We start from the raw sequence: 19696 nt of genomic DNA on the forward strand, positions 1-19696 counted from the left end.
CCTAAGTGGGCCATCGGAACCGCAGGGTGGTGCTCCCGATGCGTACCAGGTCCCCGTCCGCGAGCGGTGCCGGAGCTTCAATCCGCTGCCCGTTGAGGTACGTTCCGTTCCTGCTGCCCAGATCCTCGATCCAGTAGCGCCCCCCGCGCACCACGAGTTGGGCATGTCGGTGGCTCGCGAACTCGTCGGCCAGCACCACCTGTGCCCCTGGGGAGCGCCCGATCACCGCCTCCCCGGAGACCACGAACACCTGGCCGGGCCGCACCCTCCCCTCTGCCTCCTCCACCGTTAGGATCGCGGGAGGTACGGATGCCTCCCCGCTCGCCCTGCGGAGCTCTTCCTGCATCACCCGCACGGCCCGGTACAGGAACAGGAACAGCAGGGCCAGCAGCAGGTACCGGAGGAGTAGGAACACCAGCTCGTTCACGCCTCCTCCTCGCGGTACTCCAGGACCGTGGACCCGATGCGGATCCGGTCCCCGTGCCGCAGCCGGTGGATCGTGGCCCTCCGGTCGTTTATGAACGTCCCGTTTGTGGAACCCGAGTCCACCACGCGCCACCCTTCTTCGTCCCGCTCCACCCGCAGGTGCTCCCGGGATACACCCGGATCCGGGATCACCACGTCGCACGTGGGCCGCCGTCCCACCACGGTGGGGTTCTTGCGGAGACAAAACCGCGCGCCCTGCTGTACGCCCTGCACCACCACCAGGACGCCGCCGGGCGCCATGCGGTACACCCGGGTGTCCCGGGACCCCACGGCCTGAGCTCCCTGGGGAGCTTCCTCCGGGTCCGGTGCCACCCTCGTCCTGATCCGCAGCTGCCCCGCGGGGAGGGCCTCGTCCGGCGCGAAGCGGACGGTGATGGGCCCCACGAGTGTGTAGCTCCGCTCCTCCGCATGCTGTCGGAGGAACATCCGCAGCTCCTCCTCCAGGGCCCGGAGGAAGGGCAAGAGTGCTTCGAAGTCCTGAGGGGGAAGGGCCACCTCGAATTCGTTCGGCGCGTAGACCCGCAGCACGCTCACCGTGTGGTGTCGGTCCATGGCCCGCAGGAGCTGCCGCGCCACCTCCACAGGCTGCACCCGCCCCCCGGTGCGGAAGAGGAGGCCTTCCACCAGGGCCTCCAGCCGCGCCTCCCACCGCTCAAGGAGCGCCATAGGCCGTCCCCTCCCCACGCATCCCGATCCGCGTGGGCCTGCGGCCCGGGGTACCCGCCCGGTACAGCTGGCCGCAGGCGGCCATGATCTCCGTGCCCCGCTCCACCCGCACCGTGGTGGGAATCCCGTAGGCCCGCACGGTCCACGCGAAGGTTCGCATCCGCTCCACGGACGGACGTCGGAACGCGAGACCCGGTACGGGATTCCACGGGATGAGGTTGAGGTGGCAGAGCATCCCCCGGAGGAGGTGCCCTAGCGCACGGGCCTCCCGTGGGGTGTCGTTCACCCCTTCCAGCAGGACGTACTCGAAGGTGATGCGGCGACGGGTGCGGGCGATGTAGAACCTGCAGGTCTCCAGAAGCTCCCCCAGTGGATAGCGCCTGGCGAGGGGCACCAGCCGGGCGCGCAGCTCATCCGTGGGCGCGTGGAGGGAGACCGCCAGGGTGATGTCCAAGGCTTCTTCCGCGAGGCGCCGGATCTGCGGGACGAGCCCCACGGTGGAGACGGTGATGCGCCGGATCCCCACCCCCAGGCCGTACGGAGCATTGAGCAGGCGCACCGCGCGCACGGTGGCCTCGTAGTTCGCGAGCGGCTCCCCCATCCCCATGAACACCACGTGGGTGGGCCGCTCACCCTGGTCCCGGGCCATGGCGTACACCTGATCCACGATCTCGCCCGCGGTGAGGTTTCGGGTGAGCCCCGTGAGGCCCGTGGCGCAGAACGCACAGGCCATGGCGCACCCCACCTGCGTGCTCACGCACACGCTGCGCCGGCCATCCGCGTACCGCATCCACACACCCTCGAGGGTGCTCCCGTCCGGGCAGGCGAAGAGGTACTTGGTGGTGCTTCCATCCGGAGAGACAAGACGCTGGCGGATCTCCAGGGCGGTGAGGCGAAAGCGCGCCTCCAGTTCCCCCCGCAGGACCGTGGGAAGGTCCGTCATCCCCTGAAAGGTGGTAGCACCGCGGGCATGCACCCACCGGGCGAGCTGGCGACCCCGGTAGGGGGGTTCGCCCATGGAGGTGAGGGCTTCCACCATCTCCGCCTCCGTCATGGACCGGAGGTCGGGGAGCATGGCCTGTGGCGAAAGCGCTGCACTCATGATCTGCGTTTCAACCGGGCAACGAAGAATCCGTCCGTGTCGTGCCGGTGCGGCAGCAGCAGCAGCCGCCCCTCCGGCGCTTCCAGACGCCCGCCCCGCCAGGGAATCGCAAAGGGGTTGGGCACCAGTCCCACCGCCCTCATCCCCCATTCTACGACCCCTTCCCCTTCCTCCGGTTCCGGCGAGCACACTGCGTACACCAGAACCCCCCCGGGCCGCAGGGCCCGGGCGGCCCCTGCCAGCAGCTCCCGCTGCCGCCCGGCGGCTCGGGCCGGACCGTCGGGTAAGACCCGCCACCGGATCTCCGGACGCCGCCGGATGACCCCGAGTCCGGTGCACGGCGCGTCCACCAGCACCCGGTCCGCAGCCTCGGGATAGTGCTCTCCCAGCCGCCGGGCATCCAGTGGCACGACCTCCACGCACGTGGCACCGGCCCGGGCGCTCAGACGGCGCAGGGTTTCCACCTTCCGGGGATGGACCTCGCAGCTCAGCACCTTCCCTGCATTGCCCATGAGGGCCGCCATGTGCGTCGTCTTCCCACCGGGAGCCGCGCACGCATCCACCACGACCTCCCCCGGCTGCGGATCAAGGGCCCGGACCACCGCCATGGAGCCCTCGTCCTGCGGCCACGCGAGTCCCTCCTCCACCACCCGCATCCGCTCCGCGGGGGGGCCGGAGAGGACCCGGAGGGAGTCCGGGAAGGATCCCGGAGCGGTCTCCACCCCGGCCCGTCGCAGCCGCGTCTGTACTTCCTCTACGGTTGCGCGGAGGAGGTTCACCCGGAGGAAGGCGGGCGGGGTGCGGTTGTTGGCCGCGCACAGCAGCTCGGCTTCCTCAACCCCCCACCGCGCCACCCACCGCTCCACCAGCCACCGGGGATGGCTCTGCCGCACGGCCAGGGCCTCCACGGGATCCTCCGGCGGTGGAGGCTCCCCTTCCCGCTCGAGGCGACGGAGCACGGCGTTCACGAGGGCTGCCGTCCCTCGGTGGCCGTGGCGCCGGGCCAGCTCTACGGATTCGTGGACTGCGGCGTAGGCAGGAACGCGATCCAAAAACAGGAGTTGAAAAGCACCCATCCGGAGGATGATCCGGATCCGCGGGGGAAGCCTTTCCAGGGGCTCTGCCAGGAGGCGCTCCAGGACGTAGTCGAGCCGCCCCCGCCAGCGGAGCACCCCCAGCACGAGCGCGGTAGCGAGCTCCACATCCCGGTCGGAGAGCGCCTGCCGGGCCCGGAGATTCGCCAGGAGGACGTTGCTGAAGGCACCCTCCACCTCCACCCGGTGGAGGATCTGGAGGGCCAGCGCACGGGCATCGGCCACCTGGCAACCGCCCGGTTCGGGGCGGTGCTACTCCTCCCGGGACGCGTGCCGAATGGCCAGCAGGCGCAGCAGCTCGACGATGGCGCTGGCGGCCGCGGCCACGTAGGTCATGGCCGCCGCGTTGAGGACCGCCCGCACCCCCTCCGCCTCCCGGGGCGTGACGAGGCCGTGGGCCTGAAGGACCTGAACCGCACGGCGGCTTGCATCGAACTCCACGGGGAGGGTGATCAGGGTGAAGGCCACCACTCCCAGGAACAGGAGGATGCCGAGATCCATAAGCCACCCGCCCGAGCGACCGAGGATCATCCCGATGAAGAACAGCCAGATGCCCAGTTGAGACCCGATCCCCGCCACGGGCACGATGGCGTTACGCAGGGCGAGCGGCGCGTACTGCTCCTTGTGTTGGAGGGCATGGCCCACTTCGTGGGCCGCCACACCCAGGGCGGCTACGGAGGCGCTGTGGTACACGGGAGGTGAGAGCCGCAGGGTGCGCGCGTGCGGATCGTAGTGATCGCTCAACATGCCCGGTACCGGCTCGATGCGCACGTTGGTGACCCCGCTGTAGCGCAGGATGCGCTCCGCCACCTCCGCCCCCGTGAGCCCGCTGCTGGCGGGCACCTGACTGTACTGGCGGAACGTACTCCACACCCTGTACTGGGCCCACAGGGCAAACAGGAATGCGGCCACCGCCAGCCAGAACAGCGGACCGCCGAAGAAGAACATCTTTCTCACCTCCGCGGGTATTTTACCCGGATCTGTCCATCCCCAACATCTCCCCGGGTTGGACCCGGTGGCCGCGTACGTAGGCGGCGGCGGGCATCCGGCGGCCACCCGGAGGCTGGACCTCGAGCACCTCCAGTGCCCCCTCCCCCGTGGCTACGACAAACCCCTCCCGGGTCCTCCGCACGATCTCTCCCGGTCTGCCGGAACCTTGCGCAGAGACCACCCGGGCCCGCCAGATCTTCAGCAACTGTCCCCCCCGGGTGGTGAAGGCTCCAGGCCACGGGTCCATGGCCCGGATGTGCCGCTCGATGCGGTCCGCGGGGTCTTCCCACCGGATGCGGCCATCCTCCTTTGTGAGCTTTTGGCAGTACGTGGCCGTGGATGCGTCCTGGGGCTGCGGATGAACCCTGCTCTGCTCCAGGGCCTCCAGGGTACGCACCAGGAGTGCTGCGCCCACCTCTGCCAGCCTGGCTTCCAGGGTTCCGGCGGTGTCCTGTGGAAGGATGGGAACCCGCTCCTGAGCCAGGATGGGGCCCGCGTCCAGCTCCTCCGTGAGCCGGATGACGGTCACCCCGGTCTCCGGATCTCCGTTCAGGATCGCGTGCGGGATGGGCGAAGCACCCCGGTAGCGGGGCAGCAGGGAGGGATGCACGTTGAGGAAGCCGTGAGGCGGGAGGGTCAGGAGCCAGCGGGGGATGAGCCTCCCGTACGCCACCACCACGCCTACTTCCGGCCGCAGCCGCTCCAGCTCCGCTCGGGCGTCCTGCAGCCGCTCGGGCTGCAGCACCCGCAGATCCAGCTCCCGTGCCCGTACCGCCACGGGGGGAGAGGTCAGCTTCCGCCCGCGGCCCGCGGGCCGATCCGGCTGCGTGACCACGGCCACGATCCCTTGGGCACGGTGAAGCGCTTCCAGCGAGGGAAGGGCGAACTCCGGAGTACCGAGGAAGAGAACCCTCAGCCCACGACCTCCAGTTCCTCCTCCACCCGGTGGATGTGCTCCGGTCGCTCCGCCCGATCCGTGATGAGGATCCCGTCCAGGTGGTCCACCTCGTGCTGGAAGATGCGGGCCAGCCACCCCTCGGCCTCGATGGTGACTCCCCGGCCCCGACGGTTCTTGGCCCGCACCACCACCCGACTCGCCCGCCGGAGGTCCACGGTTACCCCGGGGATGGAGAGACACCCCTCACGCCCCCACTCCTCCCCTTCCATCCGCACCAGCTCGGGATCCGCCAGTTGATAGAGCTTCCCTCCGTACTCCACCACCACGATGCGGTGCGGCAGACCCACTTGAGGCCCCGCGAGCCCCACGCCCCGGGCCGCGCGCATGACCTCCACCATCTCGTCCATCCAGCGCACGACCTCCGGGGTCACTCTGCCCACGGGCTTCGCCTTGCGGCGGAGGATGCTCGATCTGGGATGGTGCACCGTGATGATCTGCACATCCGTAGTTTACAGCATCTCCAGGGGATCCACGTCCACACCCCGCCACACCCCGCGCAGGGCTCCCTGGGCCTCCAGGGCCCCACGCACCGCTTCCCGGGCGCGTACCTCTTCCTCCGACCGGACTACCACCTGCCAGCGGTACCACCCCCGCAGCCGCGCGAGAGGGGCGGGAGAAGGGCCCAGCACCTCCACGTCGCCTGGCAACAGGGAAGCGAAGTCCCGGGCCGCCTGTTCCGCGCGGCTTGCGGTTCGGGCCGCGAACACGACCTTCACCAGGGTCGAAAAGGGTGGGTAGCGGTGCGTTCTCCGGGCCTCCACCTCCGCCTCGTAGAACCCGAGGTAATCGTGGGTCTGGGCCGCGCGGATCACGGGATGGTCCGGGTGGTACGTCTGCACCACCACTTCCCCTGCCTGCTCCCCCCGTCCCGCCCGGCCCGCCACCTGCGCCAGCTGCTGGAAGGTGCGCTCCGCCGCGCGGAAGTCCGGAAGCCCCAGCCCCACGTCCGCGGCCACCACCCCCACAAGCCCCACCCGCGGCAGATCCAGCCCCTTGCCGATCATCTGGGTACCCACCAGCACCTGAACGTGCCCCGTCCGCAGGTCCCTCATCAGGCGGTCGTAGGCTCCCCGGCGACGCATGGTGTCCCGGTCCGCCCGGGCAACGGAGATCCCGCCGAAGTGGACCCGCACTTCCTCCTCCACCCGCTGGGTGCCGGGGCCGAAGGGCCGCATACGGACCCCGCCGCATCGCGGGCATCGGGAGGGTGCCCGCAGCACCCGGCCGCAGTAGTGACACCGGAGAGTGCGGGTGTGGAGGTGATACGTGAGGGAGACGTCGCACCGTCGGCACCGGGGGACCTCCCCGCACTCCCGACAGAGCAGGAACGCCGCGTACCCCCGTCGGTTCAGGTAGAGCACCACCTGGCTTCCCGCCTCCAAGTGCCGGCGCATGGCCTCCACCAGGGTGCCGGAAAGCACGGAGGTTTCCCTCCGCATGTCCACCACGCGCACCTCAGGAAGCGGACGGTCCGCCACCCGCCGGGGCAATACCAGCAGTCGGTATGCCCCGGACCGCGCCCGGAAGAAGGACTCCACGGAGGGCGTGGCGCTCCCGAGCACCGCGGGAGCGCCCGCACGCCGGGCCCGCTCCAGGGCTACCTCCCGGGCGTGGTAGCGGGGTGGGTGGTCCTGCTTGTAGGCACCCTCGTGCTCCTCATCCACCACCACGAGGCCCAGGGTGGGGAGTGGCGCGAAGACCACGGAACGGGGGCCCACCACCACCGAGAACTCGCCCTGCCGGATGCGTCGCCACGTGTCCAGCCGTTCTCCGGCGGCAAGTTGGCTGTGGAGCACCGCCACCCGCTCTCCGAACCGGCCCGCGAACCGGGCCACCGTCTGCGGGGTGAGGGAGATCTCCGGCACCAGCACCAACACCGTGCGGCCGAGCCGCACGGCCTCCTCCGTGGCCCGCAGGTAGACCTCGGTCTTGCCGCTCCCCGTGACCCCGTACAGCAGGAAGATCTCGGGGCGACCCGACCGCAAAGCCTCCGTGATGGCCTCCACCGCCTGGTGCTGCTCGGGAGTGAGCACGGGGGGCACGGCCTCCTCCCGGTAGGTCCCCCGCAGGGGATCCCGGAAGATCTCGTGATGGACCTCTTCCACGAGCCCGGAGGCCAGAAGGGCCCGAACCTGCTTTGCCTCCGCGTCCCGCCGGGAAACCTCGCCCTCCCGCAGCAGTCGTTCCAAGAGTGCTGCCCGTCGTGGGGCCCGGCGACGCAGCCGTTCTACCTCCTCCCACGCACGCTCCGCAGGCACCGCCAGCCGCAGGACCCGCTCCCGCAGGGGCCGGATCCGGAGTCCCTCCGGATGTTCCTCGATCCAGCCGGCCCTGCGGAGGCTTCGCAGGATCTCCTCCGCCCGCTCTCCCAGAGCCCGCCGCACCGCGGCTTCGTCCGCCCCCTCCCGGAGCAGGCCCAGGGCCCGGAGCGCGTGCCCGTCCACCAGAGAGGAAGCGAGAGGCTCCATGCGAAGCCGGAGCCGCACCCGCGTCCGTCCCAGGGCTTCCGCGGGGACCACGCACCGCAAGGCCTCCAGAAGCGTACAGAGGTACCGATCCGCCACCCACGCGGCCAGGGCGAGCTGCTCCGCGTCGAAGAGGGGTTCTGAAACCAACACGGAGCGGATCGCGGGAGCGGGCCCACACGGGCGGTCAACGGTCCCCACCACGAATCCGGAAATCAGCCGACGGCCCACGGGAACCGCCACCCGGCATCCCAGCCGCACGGCTCCCGCCAGCGCGGGAGGGACCAGGGAGGGCACGGGGGAGGGGAAACGGGAATCCTCCAGGAGTACTAGGACGTACGGCATCCCCTCCGAGTCTAGCGAAGATTCGGAACGAAAGGCAGCAGGCGGGGGATTTCCCCGGCATCCGGTTATCCCATGAGTTCCCGGATGGCGGCGAGGATCTCCTCGGGCTCCGCCATGCGGCCCATCCCCTCCTGGCCGGAGGCGAGCCGTCCGTAGGTGGGTCCCACGAGCCGGTAGCCCCACCCTTGCAGGGTCTCCACGTTGCGACGGGTGGCGGGGTGGTGCCACATCTCCTCACTCATGGCGGGTGCCAGCAGCACGGGGGCCTTGGATGCAAGGACGGTGGCGCACACGGGGTCGTCCGCGAGGCCGCACGCGAGCTTCGCGAGGGTGTGGGCGGTGGCGGGGGCCACGAGGATGAGGTCCGCCCGGGTGCCGAGGGCCACATGGGGCTCGTCGTAGGGGTTCGTGGACGCCCACAGGTCCGTGATCACGGGATTTGCGGAGAGGGACCGGAAGGTGGCAGGGCCCACGAATCGCGTGGCCGCCCGGGTCATCACCACGTGGACCTCCGCCCCTTCCCGGCGAAGGCCCCGCACCACGTGCACCACCTTGTAGGCCGCGATTCCGCCGCACACCCCCACCACGATGCAGCGTCCGGTCACGGAACCCTCCTCCCCACCGCCCGGGCGAGCAGCGCCAGGGCCTCCGTCACCTCCTCCGGGCCCCAGAGGGAGGTGTCCAGGACCACGTGGTAGGGGGAGAGGTCGTCCAGGTCAATCCCGTAGATCTCCCGGTAGCGCCTGCGCTCGCTTTCTTCCCGGTGCTGGAGCTCCGCCCGGGCCGCCTCCACGGGGATTCCTTCCCGCTCGCTCACCCGCCGCGCCCGCACCTCCACCGGGGCTTTCAGCCACACCTTCATATCCGCGGCCACGAACCACCCTCCCAGTCGGGAGTCCAGCACCAGGTCCCCCTCCCGCGCCATCTCCACCTGCAGCCGGTCCAGCTCCCGATCGATGGAGTGGTCCTGCTCCGCCAGCTCGGAGAACCGCAGGAGGGTGATCCCCCGCTGCGCGGCCCAACGGCGCATAACCTCCCCCGCGGAGAGGTACCGGAGGCCCAGCAGCCCGGCCAGCGCCCGAGCGGTGGTGGTCTTGCCGCTCGCGATGAGCCCGCTAACGGTGATGATCACGTGGGCGTGCCGGAACTTCCTCCACCTCGTCGCCTTCCTCGCGGCTCAGGTATCGATGCGCCACGGTCTCCGGTTGCACCGCGGAGAGGATCACGTGCCCGCTATCGGTGATCACCACCGCCCGGGTCCGGCGCCCGTAGGTGGCGTCGATGAGCGATCCGTTCTCCCGCGCCTCCTGGATGATCCTCCGGATGGGCGCGGAATCAGGGTTCACGATGGCGACGATGCGGTTCGCCGCCACGATGTTCCCGAACCCGATGTGGATGAGCTTCAGCTCCCAGCCACTCACTCTAAATTCTGCGCCTGCTCCCGCAGGCTCTCCAGTTCCGATTTGATCCCGAGCACGGCCCGGGTGATCTCCAGGTCCCCCGCCTTGGCCCCCACGGTGTTCGCCTCCCGCATCATCTCCTGCAGCAGGAACTCCAGCTTGCGGCCCACGGCCCCGGTTCCCTGCTGCAGGAGCGCGCGGGCCTCCTGGAGGTGACTGCGCAGCCGCACCACCTCCTCGCTGATGTCGCTGCGGTCCGCGAACAGGGCCACCTCCATGCTCAGCCGCGCCTCGTCCACGGCGGCTTCCGGCGCCCCTGCCTCGCGCAGCAGTTCCAGGATTCGGCGACGCAGTCGGGCCGCGTACGCCTGCACCACCTCCGGCGCCCGATCCGCGATCCGCTCCAGCGCCGCCTCGATCCGGTCCAGGCGCTGCAGCAGATCCCGCGCCAGACGCACGCCCTCCGCCTCCCGCATCTGCACTAGGTTCTCCACGCACCGCTCCACCGCGGGCTGCAGCTGCACCCACAGGGCCTCCGGATCCTCCTCCGTCTCCTCCACCCGGACCACATCCGGGAGGCTCAGAACCACGGAGAGCGGGACTGGGTCGGAGAGCTGCAAGGCCTGTCGGAGCTCCTCGAGGGCCATGACGTACTGCCGGGCGAGCTCGGCGTCCACGCGGACGGCTTTCCCCCGCCGGCCCGGGTCTTCCCTGATTATAGAGACGTCCACCCGTCCCCGCAACAAACGCTGGGCAAAGGCGATCCGCACCCGGTCCTCCAGAGCCTGCAGGCTCCGAGGCATCCGCACGTTTACCTCCAGGAACCGGTGGTTGACGGACCGGGCCTCCACCACCCACCGTCCGCCCTCCCCGCGGGCCTCCCCGAGCCCGTAGCCCGTCATGCTCCGCACCACGGGATCACTGTACCATAGGTACGATGCCGCCGCCCGCCTCCTTCGACAGCGTGGTCCTGACCGCGGTGGTACAGGAGCTGCGATCTCTCCTGCCCCTGCGGATCACCCGGGTCCTGCAGCTCGGCCCCCTGGAGGTGCTGCTGGGCATCCGGGCACCGGGCGCGCGGGGACTCCTGCTGTCTGCGGACGCCCGATGGTTCCGGGCCCACCTCGTCCGGGAACTCCCGGACCGGGAGGAGCTGGGACCGCTGGGCCAGCTGCTCCGGGCTCGGCTCGTGGACGCCCGGATCCTCGGAGTCCACCAGCCCCCGTACGAACGGGTCCTGGAGATCGAGCTGGAGGCCCTGGACGGCTCCTACCGGCTGGTGGCGGAGCTCATGGGTAGGCACGCGAACCTCGTGGTGGTCCGGGAGGGCGTGGTCCTCGGGTGCGCCAAGGCCATCGGTCCGGGTCGATCCCGGGTACGCACCGTGCTCCCCCAGCTCCCCTACACCCCTCCTCCCCCAGACCCCCGGCCGCATCCGGGCGTCACCACCCCGGAAGTGCTCGGAGAAGCCCTCCGGAGCACCACCGGTCCCCTGTGGCAGCGGGTGCTCGCCGCAGTGGGAGGAATCGGGCCCCTGCTCAGCTACGAGCTCGCCCTGCGTGTCGGGGATCCCGAGACGCACGAGATTCCGGAAACCATGGCCGAACGCCTCAGTTCGGAGCTCGCCGCCCTCCACGCGCGAGTCCAGTCCGGAGACTTCCACCCCCAGCTCTACCGGCGGAACGGGGAGCCCGTGGCCTACACTCCCTTCCCCTTCATCTGCATGGCCGGATATGAGGGACTTTCCACCTCCATGAGCGAGGCGGTGGATCTGGTGGTCTCGCACCGGGCCGCCGCGGACCGGTTCGAGACGGAGCGGCGCTTCCTGCTCCGGGCCGTGGAGGCCGCGGCCTCCCGCGTGCACCGGGCCCTGCAGGAAGCGGAGCAGGTCCAGCGGGAGGCCGCGGAGGCGGAAGGGGCCCGCCTGGCAGGCGAACTCCTCCTCGCCTACGCCTCCCGGATCCCTCCCGGTGCCGACCGCGTGACTCTCCCCGACTACGAGGGCAAGGCCGTGGAGATCCCCTTGGATCCCGCCCTGGATCCCATCCGGAACGCCCAGCGCTTCTTCCGCCGGTACGCGAAGCTGCGGGCCGCGCGCCAAACCCTCTCCCAGCGCATCCCGGATCTCCGGGAGCAGCTGGAGCACCTGGAGGAGCTCCGGGTGCACCTGGAGCACGTGCGAACCCTCGAAGACCTCCTGGCCTTGCGGGAGGAGCTCGAGGAGACGGGGATCCTCCCACCACCCCCAAAGCGGCCCAGGGTGCGGCCCCTAGGCGGGCCGCGCACCTTCCTGGTAGATGGCTTTCAGGTGCTCGTGGGCCGCTCCAGCCGCGAGAACGACCACCTCACCTTTCGCGTGGCAGGCCCGGAAGACCTGTGGCTGCACGCCCGGGGGATCCCCGGTGCCCACGTGATCCTGCGCACGGGCGGCCACATCCCACCCGAGGAGGTCATCGGGAAGGCCGCCCAGATCGCCGCGTACTTCAGCGCGGGCCGCTCGGGCACCGCTGTGGAGGTGGACGTGACGGAGCGGCGGTGGGTGTGGAAACCCAAAGGGGCGCGACCCGGCCGGGTCCTGTACCGGAACGAGCGGACGTTGCGGGTGCGCCCCCTCCTCCCGGAGGGCAGGGAAGGCGGATCCGTAGGAGAATGAAAACGAGGAGGAAGCGCCGTGAAGTACATCGTCCTCGCGGAGACCTACGCCCAGGTGGAGCAGACCAGCTCGCGCCTGGAGACCACGGCGCTGCTGAGCGCGCTCTTCCACAAAACGCCCAAATCCCTTATCGGCCGCGTGACCTACCTCACCCAGGGCCGGCTGCACCCCGACTTCGAGGGGATCGAGATCGGCGTGGCGGAGAAGCTGGCGGTGCGGGCCGTGGCCCAGGCCACGGGGTCGGATCCGGAGGCCGTGGCCCGACAGCTGAGCCGGGAGGGAGATCTGGGAAGTGTCGCGGAGAAGCTGCTGAGCCACAAACGGCGCACGCCCACCCTCACCGTGGACGAGGTGTACGGGACCCTGGACCGGGCCGCCCGTACCTCCGGCCAGGGCGCCCAGGCGGCGAAGCTGGAGCTGATCGCGCAGCTGTTGGAACGGGCCACGCCCCTGGAGGCCAAGTACATCGTGCGCACCGCCACGGGCAAGCTCCGCATGGGCGTGGGGGACATGACGGTGTTGGATGCCTTGGCGGAGGTGTTCGCGGGTGGACGGAAGAACCGGCCAGCCCTCGAGCGGGCCTACAACCTCACCAGCGACCTGGGCTATGTGGCGCAGGTGGTGGCGGAGGGGGGGCTCGAGGCCGTCCGCGGAATCCACGTGGTGGTTGGCAAGCCCATCCGGCCCATGCTGGCGGAACGGCTCCGGACTCCGGAGGAGATCCTGGCCAAAACAGGCGGACGCTGCATCGCGGAGTACAAGTACGACGGGGAGCGGGTGCAGATCCACAAGAAGGACAGAGAGATCCTCCTCTACAGCCGGCGGCTGGAGCGGATCACCCCCCAGTATCCGGACGTGGTGGACCTAGCTCGGCGGTGCCTCAGGACCCGGGGCTGCATCGTGGAGGGTGAAGTGGTGGCCGTTGACCCGGAGAGCGGGGAACTGCTGCCCTTCCAGGAGCTCATGCCCCGGCGGCGCAAGTACGGCGTCGAGGAGGCCATGCAGCAGATCCCTACCGCCCTCTACCTCTTTGACGCTCTCTACGCGGATGGGGAGGACTTGACGGAGCGGTCCTACATCGAGCGGCACCGGGTTCTGGAACGCATCGTCCAGGAGGACGACCGGTGCCGCCTTGCCAGCTGGCGGGAGGTACGCTCCGTGGAGGAGCTGGAAGCTTTCTTCGAGCAGGCGGTGCAGGACGGATGCGAGGGGCTGGTGTGCAAATCACCGGGCGGGGTCTACCAGGCGGGGGCGAGGGGATGGCTGTGGATCAAGTTCAAGCGGGAGTACCGTAGCGAGCTCACGGACTCCGTGGACCTGGTGGTGGTGGGAGCCCTCCACGGCCGTGGCCGCCGGGCGGGAACCTACGGGGCCCTGCTCATGGCCGCCTACGACCCGCAGGAGGATAACTTCCCCACGGTGTGCAAGGTGGGAACCGGATTCACGGACGAGTTCCTCGCGGAACTGCCGAAGCGGCTTGCGCCCTACGTGCGGCGGGAAAGGCCGCCACGGGTCACCAGCCGCATGGTTCCGGATGTTTGGGTGGAGCCCGCCCTGGTCTTCGAGATCATCGGCGCGGAGATCACCCTGAGCCCTGTGCACACCGCCGGGTGGAGTCGGGTGCGGGAGGGTGCGGGGTTCGCCATCCGGTTCCCCCGGTTCGTGCGGGTGCGGGAGGACAAGGCACCTACGGACGCCACCACGGTGGAGGAACTGGTGGAGATGTACGAGCGGAAGCTGCGGAAGATCCCCACCTAGGGAGGAGACCGTGGAGCGCACGACGCACGCCGTGCCCCCGACCTCCGCCTTCGAGGAAGCCCTCTTGCACCTCATGGACGCTGTCCAGCCTCCTCAGCTTCCCTGGTCCGTGCGCCTGACGTCCTACCCCCTCCTGGCGGCCCTGCGGCGGGCCGGAACCCGGCACCTCTACGCGGACACCGCGGACCCCGAGGAGCTCCACGGAGTGCTGTGCGCGGGGGAGGATGAGGGCTCGGTCACCTACTACGAGGAGGTGGACGGCAACACCACCAACCAACCCCTTGTCGAAAAAGTGTTTGACCGGCTCCTTCGGACCGAGGGACCTGAGGCCATCCGGGCGTGGGTGCGGACACTCAAGAAAGCGCATCCCCGGCTCACCCTGGAGGAGGCCACCGTGGCCGTCTACAGCCTTCTCAACGCCCGGCTCGCTCGGGAAGTGGTGGGTCGATTCGGTGTAGGGAGGAGCTGGAACATCAGCCTGGAGCTGCACACGGGCCTAGCGGGGGACCGGGAAGGATCCGTGCGGTTCGGCCGGTGCCTGGGAAGGTGCGTGCCCGGAGCACTGGTCAAGGTGGCGTTCACCCCCCACGAACCCCACGCCCTCCTCATCGCCCGGGACCTGGAGCGCCAGGGGATCGCGGTGAACTTCACGGCCACCTTCTCCGTGCGCCAGGTGGTGGCCGCAGCCCTGCTCGCAACCCCCCATCACACCAACATCTTCCTGGGCCGGCTCAACGAGGGACTGCGGGCGCAGGTGCTGGGGGAGCACGTCCTCCTGACGGCCCAGCGCCACATCCAGCAGCTGCGGGCCCGGTATCGCCTCCCCACCCTGAACATGGGCGCCAGCGTGCGGAGATCCGAAACCCTCTTGCTGACCGCGGGATGCGACGCCTACACGGTCCCCGTCCCTGTCCTCCGGGCCTTCCTCGCCCAGGAGGCGGAGATCCGGGATCGCACCGGGGAGGACCTCTCAGGGGCCCTCGGCGTAGATCCGGAGGTGACGGAGCGGGTGGGAGGTCTTGACCGTCTGGAACGACTGTACCAGGTGGAGCCGGAGTTCGTGGCGTTTCTGCGGGAGCTGCGGGAGGATCCGGAGCTCGACCGGATGGACGGAGACGGCCTTGCGGAGCGATTCGAGCGGGCGGGATTCGGGGACCTCTTCTACCGGCCCTCTCCACAGGAGTGGCAGGACCTACGCAAAAACAAACTCCCTGACCTCGATGCCCCGTACGTCCGCCGCATCCCCCTCGACACCCTCTATAGCCTCCTCGCAGTAGGGGACTTCGCCAACTTCCAGGACCGCATGGACGCCAGGATCCGAGAGATCCTGTCGGAATCAGGGAACGCAAGTTTGGTATAATTCCGACGAGTCCGGCGCGGGAGACAAACGGATTCGGATCCCGGCCCCAGGACAGGGATGAAGCTCGAAGATCTCAGGCCTCAGGCCACCGTGCGCGGGATCCTCCCAGACGCCGCCGTCACGGTGGTGAACGTCCAGTGGTTCGGGTCCGAGGCCCTCGAGCTGACCTACAAGGACCCGGCCGGCCGCGTGGGCAACGTCCTCCTCTACCGCGACGACGAGCCCCGGCTGGAGCTGGTGGAGCAAGGCCGGCCGTGGAGCTTCGACGGAGACGGGGCGCTGTTCCGGCTGGTCTCGGAGGCCCACCGGATCCGGCTCGCGTACCTCTTCGACCCTCTGCTGGCGGTGCACACGTCCCTCCTCGAGCCTCTGCCCCACCAGATCACCGCGGTCTACGAGGCCATGCTCCCGCGCCAGCCCTTACGGTTCCTCCTGGCGGACGACGCGGGGGCCGGGAAGACCATCATGGCCGGCCTGCTCATCAAGGAACTCGTCGTCCGCGGAGACGTCCAGCGCTGCTTGATCGTCTGTCCGGGTAGCCTCGTGGAGCAGTGGCAGGACGAACTGTCTCAGCGCTTCCAGCTTCCCTTCGAGATCGCCACCAACGACAAGCTGGAGGCGGCCCGGACCGGGAACTGGTTTGGGGAAAACGACCTCGTGATCGCGCGCCTGGACAAGTGCGCTCGGGACGAGTCCGTCCAGGCCAAGCTCGCGGCCCCCGGCTGCTCGTGGGACCTCGTGGTGGTAGACGAGGCCCACAAGATGTCGGCGACCTTCTTCGGCGGCGAGGTGAAGTACACCAAGCGCTACAAGCTCGGCCAGCTCCTGTCGGGACTGACCCGGCACCTGCTCCTCCTCACCGCCACGCCCCACAACGGAAAGGAAGAGGACTTCCAGCTGTTCTTGGCCCTGCTGGACGGGGACCGCTTTGAGGGCCGCTTCCGGGACGGCGTCCACCAGGTGGACGTGTCTGACCTCATGCGACGGGTGGTGAAGGAGAAGCTCGTGAAGTTCGACGGGAGCCCGCTGTTTCCGGAACGCTTCGCGCACACGGTCCCCTACCGTCTGTCGGACCTCGAGGCGCACCTGTACAAGGAAGTCACGGAGTACGTGCGGCAGGAGTTCAACCGGGCCGACGCGCTGGAGGACGAAAAGCGGGCGGGCACGGTGGGGTTCGCCCTGACGATCCTCCAGAGGCGGCTTGCGTCTTCCCCGGAAGCCATCTACCAGTCCCTGCGGCGGCGGCGTGAGCGTCTGGAGAGCCGGCTGCGGGAAGTGGAGCTCCTCCAGCGCGGTGCGGCCGCGCTCGTCGCCTCCGGCCCTGTCCTGGACGAAGAGGACTTGGAGGACCTCGAGGACGCGCCTGAGGCGGAACTGGCCCGCAAGGAAGAGGAAGTCCTCGACCAGGCCACCGCGGCCCGGACCATCGAGGAGCTGCGGGCGGAGATCGCCACCCTCCGGCGACTGGAGGCCCTGGCGCTCCGGGTCCGACAGAGCGGCGAGGACCGGAAGTGGCGGGAGCTCAGCAACCTGCTCGCGGAGTTGTTCACCCCCGCCGCACTCGGAGGCCGTATCGCCGAGCCCGCGGGGACGTACGGTTCGGATCCTCCCAAGCCTGTCGCCTCACCCCGCCAGAAACTCCTCGTCTTCACCGAGCACCGTGACACATTGAACTACCTCGTGGACCGGATCTCCACCCTCCTCGGCCGGCCTCAGGCCGTGGTGTGGATCCACGGGAACATGGGCCGGGAGGAGCGGACCAGGGCCCAGGAGCTGTTCCTGCACGACCCGGAGGTCCAGGTGCTCGTGGCCACGGACGCCGCGGGGGAGGGCATCAACCTCCAGCGGGCACACCTGATGGTGAACTACGACCTGCCGTGGAACCCCAACCGTCTGGAGCAGCGGTTCGGCCGGATCCACCGGATCGGGCAGACCGAGCCCTGCCACATGTGGAACCTCGTGGCCATCGAGACGCGCGAAGGCGACGTGTACTACACACTCCTCCGGAAGCTGGAGGAGGCGCGGAAGGCCCTGGGAGGGAAGGTCTTCGACGTCCTCGGGAAGCTCCAGTTCGAGGGACGGCCGCTGCGGGAGCTCCTCATCGAGGCGGTCCGGTACGGCGAGCGGCCGGAGGTGAGGGAACGCCTGGACCGCGCCATCGACGCGGCCCTGGACGTGGCACGGCTGCGGGACCTGGTGGAGGAGCGGGCCCTGGCCCAGGAGATCATCGACTCCGACCGGCTGCGCCGGGTCCGGGCGGAGATGGAGCGGGCCGAGGCGCGTAGGCTCCAGCCCCACTACGTGGAGGCCTTCTTCCTGGAGGCTTTCCGTCGGCTCGGCGGGACGGTCCGGCAGCGGGAGCCCCGGCGCTACGAAGTCACCCACGTGCCTGCCGCCGTCCGTCACCGGGACCGCATGATCGGCACGCGGGACCCAGTGCTCCCCCGTTACGAGCGCATCACCTTCGAAAAAGGCCTCATCGCCCCACCCGGGCAGCCCCGGGCGGCCTTCGTGTGTCCCGGACACCCCCTCCTGGAGGCCGTCATCGACCTCACCCTGGAGCGCCACCGGGAACTCCTGCGCCGGGGGACCGTTCTGGTGGACGACCAAGACTCTGGCGACCGCCCACGTGTGGTCTTCTACCTGGAGCACGCGGTCCAGGACGCCAGCACGACCCGCACCGGTGAGCGGAGGGTGGTCTCGCGCCGGTTGCTTTACGTGGAGTTGGACGCGGACGGCAACGCCCGCCACGCCGGATACGCCCCCTACCTGGACTACCGGCCGCTGCGGGAGGGCGAGCCGACGCCAGAGGAGGTCTTGGCCCGGCCGGAGTGCGCGTGGATCACGCGGGAGCTTGCGGGCCGCGCCCAGGAGTACGCGGTCACCCGCGTCGTCCCCGAGCACCTGGAAGAAGTCCGTCGGCGGCGCCTGGAGTGGATCGAGAAGACGCGGGCGGCGGTCAAGGATCGGCTCACCAAGGAGATCGCCTACTGGGACCACCGGGCGGAGGAGCTGCGCCTCCAGGAACAGGCCGGCAAGCCGAACGCAAGGTTAAACTCCCAGGAGGCGCGGCGGCGGGCAGACGAGCTGGCGGCCCGCCTGAAGAAGCGCATGGAACAGCTCGACCTGGAGGCGCAGATCTCGCCTCTCCCGCCGGTGGTGATGGGCGGGTTCGTGGTGGTGCCGGTCGGTCTACTGGCGAAGATGCGGGGGCAGGGCGCGCCGGCAGAGGGGACTCCCGTGGACACCCAGGCGGCGGCCGCCCGCGCCCGGGCCATCGTCATGGAGGTGGAGCGCCGCCTGGGCTACGAACCGGTCGACCGCGAGCGGGAACAGCTCGGCTACGACATCGAGAGCCGGGACCCCCGCACCGGGAGGCTGCGGTTCATCGAGGTCAAGGGCCGGGTGAGCGGGGCGGCCACGGTCACGGTCACGCGGAACGAGATCCTCACCTCGCTCAACAAGCCGGACGACTACATCCTGGCCATCGTGGAGTTCCTGGAGGGCGGGGGCCACCGGGTCCACTACGTCCGTCGGCCGTTCCGGAGGGAGCCAGACTTCGGGGTGACGAGTGTAAATTATGACTTGTTAGAGCTGATGGGAAGAGCTACGGAGCCCGGATGACCGTTCCGACCCGGCGCCGGGGACAGTGAATCTGTCTATTTGCGATGAGGACCTGCACGTGGGAATCGGAAATGCGCAGGAGGTTAGATTGTGTTAAAGGTCGGAGTACCATTAGAAAGTTGGCAGACCGCCTTCGCACCCCTTCTAGCCAGTTCCTTGTCCCCCCACCGGAGAGGGACGAGCTACCTATCCTAAGACTTTAGGCGGGGTTACGTTCTAAGGAGTTGATGAGCGGTGGGCGAGCTGCGGAAGCTGATCGAGGTCGCTTTGCCTCTCCCCGAGATTAACGATGCGTCGTCGTATGACAAGATGCCTGGGATAGGGGCGCATCCGAAGGGGATTCACCACTGGTGGGCACGGCTGCCGCTGCCGGTGAGCCGGGCGGTGCTCTTCGCTTCGGTGGTGGACGACCCGAGCAGCCACCCGGAGAGGTTCCCGACCGAGGAGGCGCAGGCGCGGGAGCGGGAGCGGCTGTTCGGGATCATCCGCAAGATGATGGAGCCTCGGCTGCACGAGCGGCCGGAGGTCTACGCGGAGGCACGGGCGGAGATGCTGAAGTACTGCGACGGCAAGCTGCCGCCGGTCCTAGACCCGTTCGCTGGTGGGGGCTCGATTCCTCTTGAGGCGGCGCGGCTCGGGATGGAGGCCTACGCGGGGGACATCAACCCGGTGTGTGTGCTGCTGAACAAGTGCAACCTGGAAATCGTGCCGAGGTGGGCAGACCACCCCCCCGTGAATCCGGAAGACCGAGGGAAGATCGGTGGACGGGACGGCTGGCAGGGGGCTGCGGGGCTC

Annotated in this window: 17 protein-coding genes; 5 read left to right on the top strand and 12 right to left on the bottom strand. The window is 69.5% G+C overall.

Annotated elements, in window-relative coordinates; genetic code table 11:
* Position 1 precedes the first annotated feature (1 nt).
* From N0A24_02565 to N0A24_02620, 12 genes are all read right to left on the bottom strand, one after another.
* Complete coding sequence (locus tag N0A24_02565; protein ID MCS7172286.1) at positions 2–427, bottom strand: FHA domain-containing protein; 426 nt, start codon at positions 425–427, stop codon at positions 2–4.
* Positions 424–1152, bottom strand: a complete 729-nt coding sequence (locus N0A24_02570; protein ID MCS7172287.1) for an FHA domain-containing protein — start codon at positions 1150–1152, stop codon at positions 424–426. The genes N0A24_02565 and N0A24_02570 overlap by 4 nt, the downstream gene beginning before the upstream one ends.
* Positions 1139–2254: a 23S rRNA (adenine(2503)-C(2))-methyltransferase RlmN gene (gene rlmN, locus N0A24_02575; protein MCS7172288.1), complete on the bottom strand. Its 1116-nt coding sequence runs from the start codon at positions 2252–2254 to the stop codon at positions 1139–1141. The genes N0A24_02570 and rlmN overlap by 14 nt, the downstream gene beginning before the upstream one ends.
* Positions 2251–3573, bottom strand: a complete 1323-nt coding sequence (gene rsmB / locus N0A24_02580) for a 16S rRNA (cytosine(967)-C(5))-methyltransferase RsmB (protein ID MCS7172289.1) — start codon at positions 3571–3573, stop codon at positions 2251–2253. The genes rlmN and rsmB overlap by 4 nt, the downstream gene beginning before the upstream one ends.
* Positions 3574–3600: 27 nt before the next feature.
* The gene (locus N0A24_02585; protein ID MCS7172290.1) at positions 3601–4296 is read right to left on the bottom strand and encodes a zinc metallopeptidase; all 696 of its coding nucleotides are present in this window, start codon (positions 4294–4296) and stop codon (positions 3601–3603) included.
* Positions 4297–4318: 22 nt separating this feature from the next.
* Positions 4319–5254: a methionyl-tRNA formyltransferase gene (gene fmt, locus N0A24_02590; protein MCS7172291.1), complete on the bottom strand. Its 936-nt coding sequence runs from the start codon at positions 5252–5254 to the stop codon at positions 4319–4321.
* The gene (gene def / locus N0A24_02595; protein ID MCS7172292.1) at positions 5251–5736 is read right to left on the bottom strand and encodes a peptide deformylase; all 486 of its coding nucleotides are present in this window, start codon (positions 5734–5736) and stop codon (positions 5251–5253) included. Before def ends, fmt begins: the two co-directional genes overlap by 4 nt.
* 9 nt (positions 5737–5745) lie before the next feature.
* Positions 5746–8106, bottom strand: coding sequence for a primosomal protein N' (gene priA, locus N0A24_02600; GenBank protein ID MCS7172293.1), 2361 nt, complete (start codon positions 8104–8106; stop codon positions 5746–5748).
* Between the two features lie 65 nt (positions 8107–8171).
* Positions 8172–8711, bottom strand: a complete 540-nt coding sequence (locus N0A24_02605; protein ID MCS7172294.1) for a hypothetical protein — start codon at positions 8709–8711, stop codon at positions 8172–8174.
* Positions 8708–9238 carry an AAA family ATPase gene (locus tag N0A24_02610; GenBank protein MCS7172295.1) on the bottom strand — a complete coding sequence of 177 codons (531 nt, stop codon included), beginning with the start codon at positions 9236–9238 and terminating at the stop codon, positions 8708–8710. The genes N0A24_02605 and N0A24_02610 overlap by 4 nt, the downstream gene beginning before the upstream one ends.
* Complete coding sequence (locus tag N0A24_02615; protein MCS7172296.1) at positions 9222–9527, bottom strand: DUF370 domain-containing protein; 306 nt, start codon at positions 9525–9527, stop codon at positions 9222–9224. Before N0A24_02615 ends, N0A24_02610 begins: the two co-directional genes overlap by 17 nt.
* Positions 9524–10408 (bottom strand): YicC family protein, encoded by an 885-nt coding sequence (locus N0A24_02620; GenBank protein ID MCS7172297.1) that lies wholly within the window; start codon positions 10406–10408, stop codon positions 9524–9526. Before N0A24_02620 ends, N0A24_02615 begins: the two co-directional genes overlap by 4 nt.
* 35 nt (positions 10409–10443) lie before the next feature.
* Here N0A24_02620 and N0A24_02625 point away from each other — a divergent pair, with 35 nt between their 5' ends.
* From N0A24_02625 to N0A24_02645, 5 genes are all read left to right on the top strand, one after another.
* On the top strand, positions 10444–12159 hold the full coding sequence (locus N0A24_02625) for an NFACT family protein (protein ID MCS7172298.1): 1716 nt from the start codon (positions 10444–10446) through the stop codon (positions 12157–12159).
* 18 nt (positions 12160–12177) lie between these two features.
* Positions 12178–13917 carry an ATP-dependent DNA ligase gene (locus tag N0A24_02630; protein MCS7172299.1) on the top strand — a complete coding sequence of 580 codons (1740 nt, stop codon included), beginning with the start codon at positions 12178–12180 and terminating at the stop codon, positions 13915–13917.
* 10 nt (positions 13918–13927) lie between these two features.
* Positions 13928–15277: a transaldolase family protein gene (locus tag N0A24_02635; GenBank protein MCS7172300.1), complete on the top strand. Its 1350-nt coding sequence runs from the start codon at positions 13928–13930 to the stop codon at positions 15275–15277.
* Between the two features lie 57 nt (positions 15278–15334).
* Positions 15335–18901, top strand: a complete 3567-nt coding sequence (locus tag N0A24_02640; protein ID MCS7172301.1) for a helicase-related protein — start codon at positions 15335–15337, stop codon at positions 18899–18901.
* A gap of 234 nt (positions 18902–19135) precedes the next feature.
* Positions 19136–19696, top strand: a 561-nt coding sequence (locus N0A24_02645) for a DUF1156 domain-containing protein (GenBank protein MCS7172302.1), incomplete at its 3' end; no start/stop codon positions are given.

Source organism: Armatimonadota bacterium (genome assembly GCA_025059775.1).
In the GTDB taxonomy this organism is placed as follows: domain Bacteria; phylum Sysuimicrobiota; class Sysuimicrobiia; order Sysuimicrobiales; family Sysuimicrobiaceae; genus Sysuimicrobium.

Excerpts from the sequence above, each read along its gene's own strand:
- N0A24_02570 (MCS7172287.1), bottom strand. The coding sequence starts at position 1,152 with ATGGCGCTCCTTGAGCGGTGGGAGGCGCGGCTGGAGGCCCTGGTGGAA.
- rlmN (MCS7172288.1), bottom strand. The coding sequence starts at position 2,254 with ATGAGTGCAGCGCTTTCGCCACAGGCCATGCTCCCCGACCTCCGGTCC.
- priA (MCS7172293.1), bottom strand. The coding sequence starts at position 8,106 with ATGCCGTACGTCCTAGTACTCCTGGAGGATTCCCGTTTCCCCTCCCCC.
- N0A24_02640 (MCS7172301.1), top strand. The coding sequence starts at position 15,335 with ATGAAGCTCGAAGATCTCAGGCCTCAGGCCACCGTGCGCGGGATCCTC.
- N0A24_02585 (MCS7172290.1), bottom strand. The coding sequence starts at position 4,296 with ATGTTCTTCTTCGGCGGTCCGCTGTTCTGGCTGGCGGTGGCCGCATTC.
- N0A24_02625 (MCS7172298.1), top strand. The coding sequence starts at position 10,444 with ATGCCGCCGCCCGCCTCCTTCGACAGCGTGGTCCTGACCGCGGTGGTA.
- N0A24_02620 (MCS7172297.1), bottom strand. The coding sequence starts at position 10,408 with ATGACGGGCTACGGGCTCGGGGAGGCCCGCGGGGAGGGCGGACGGTGG.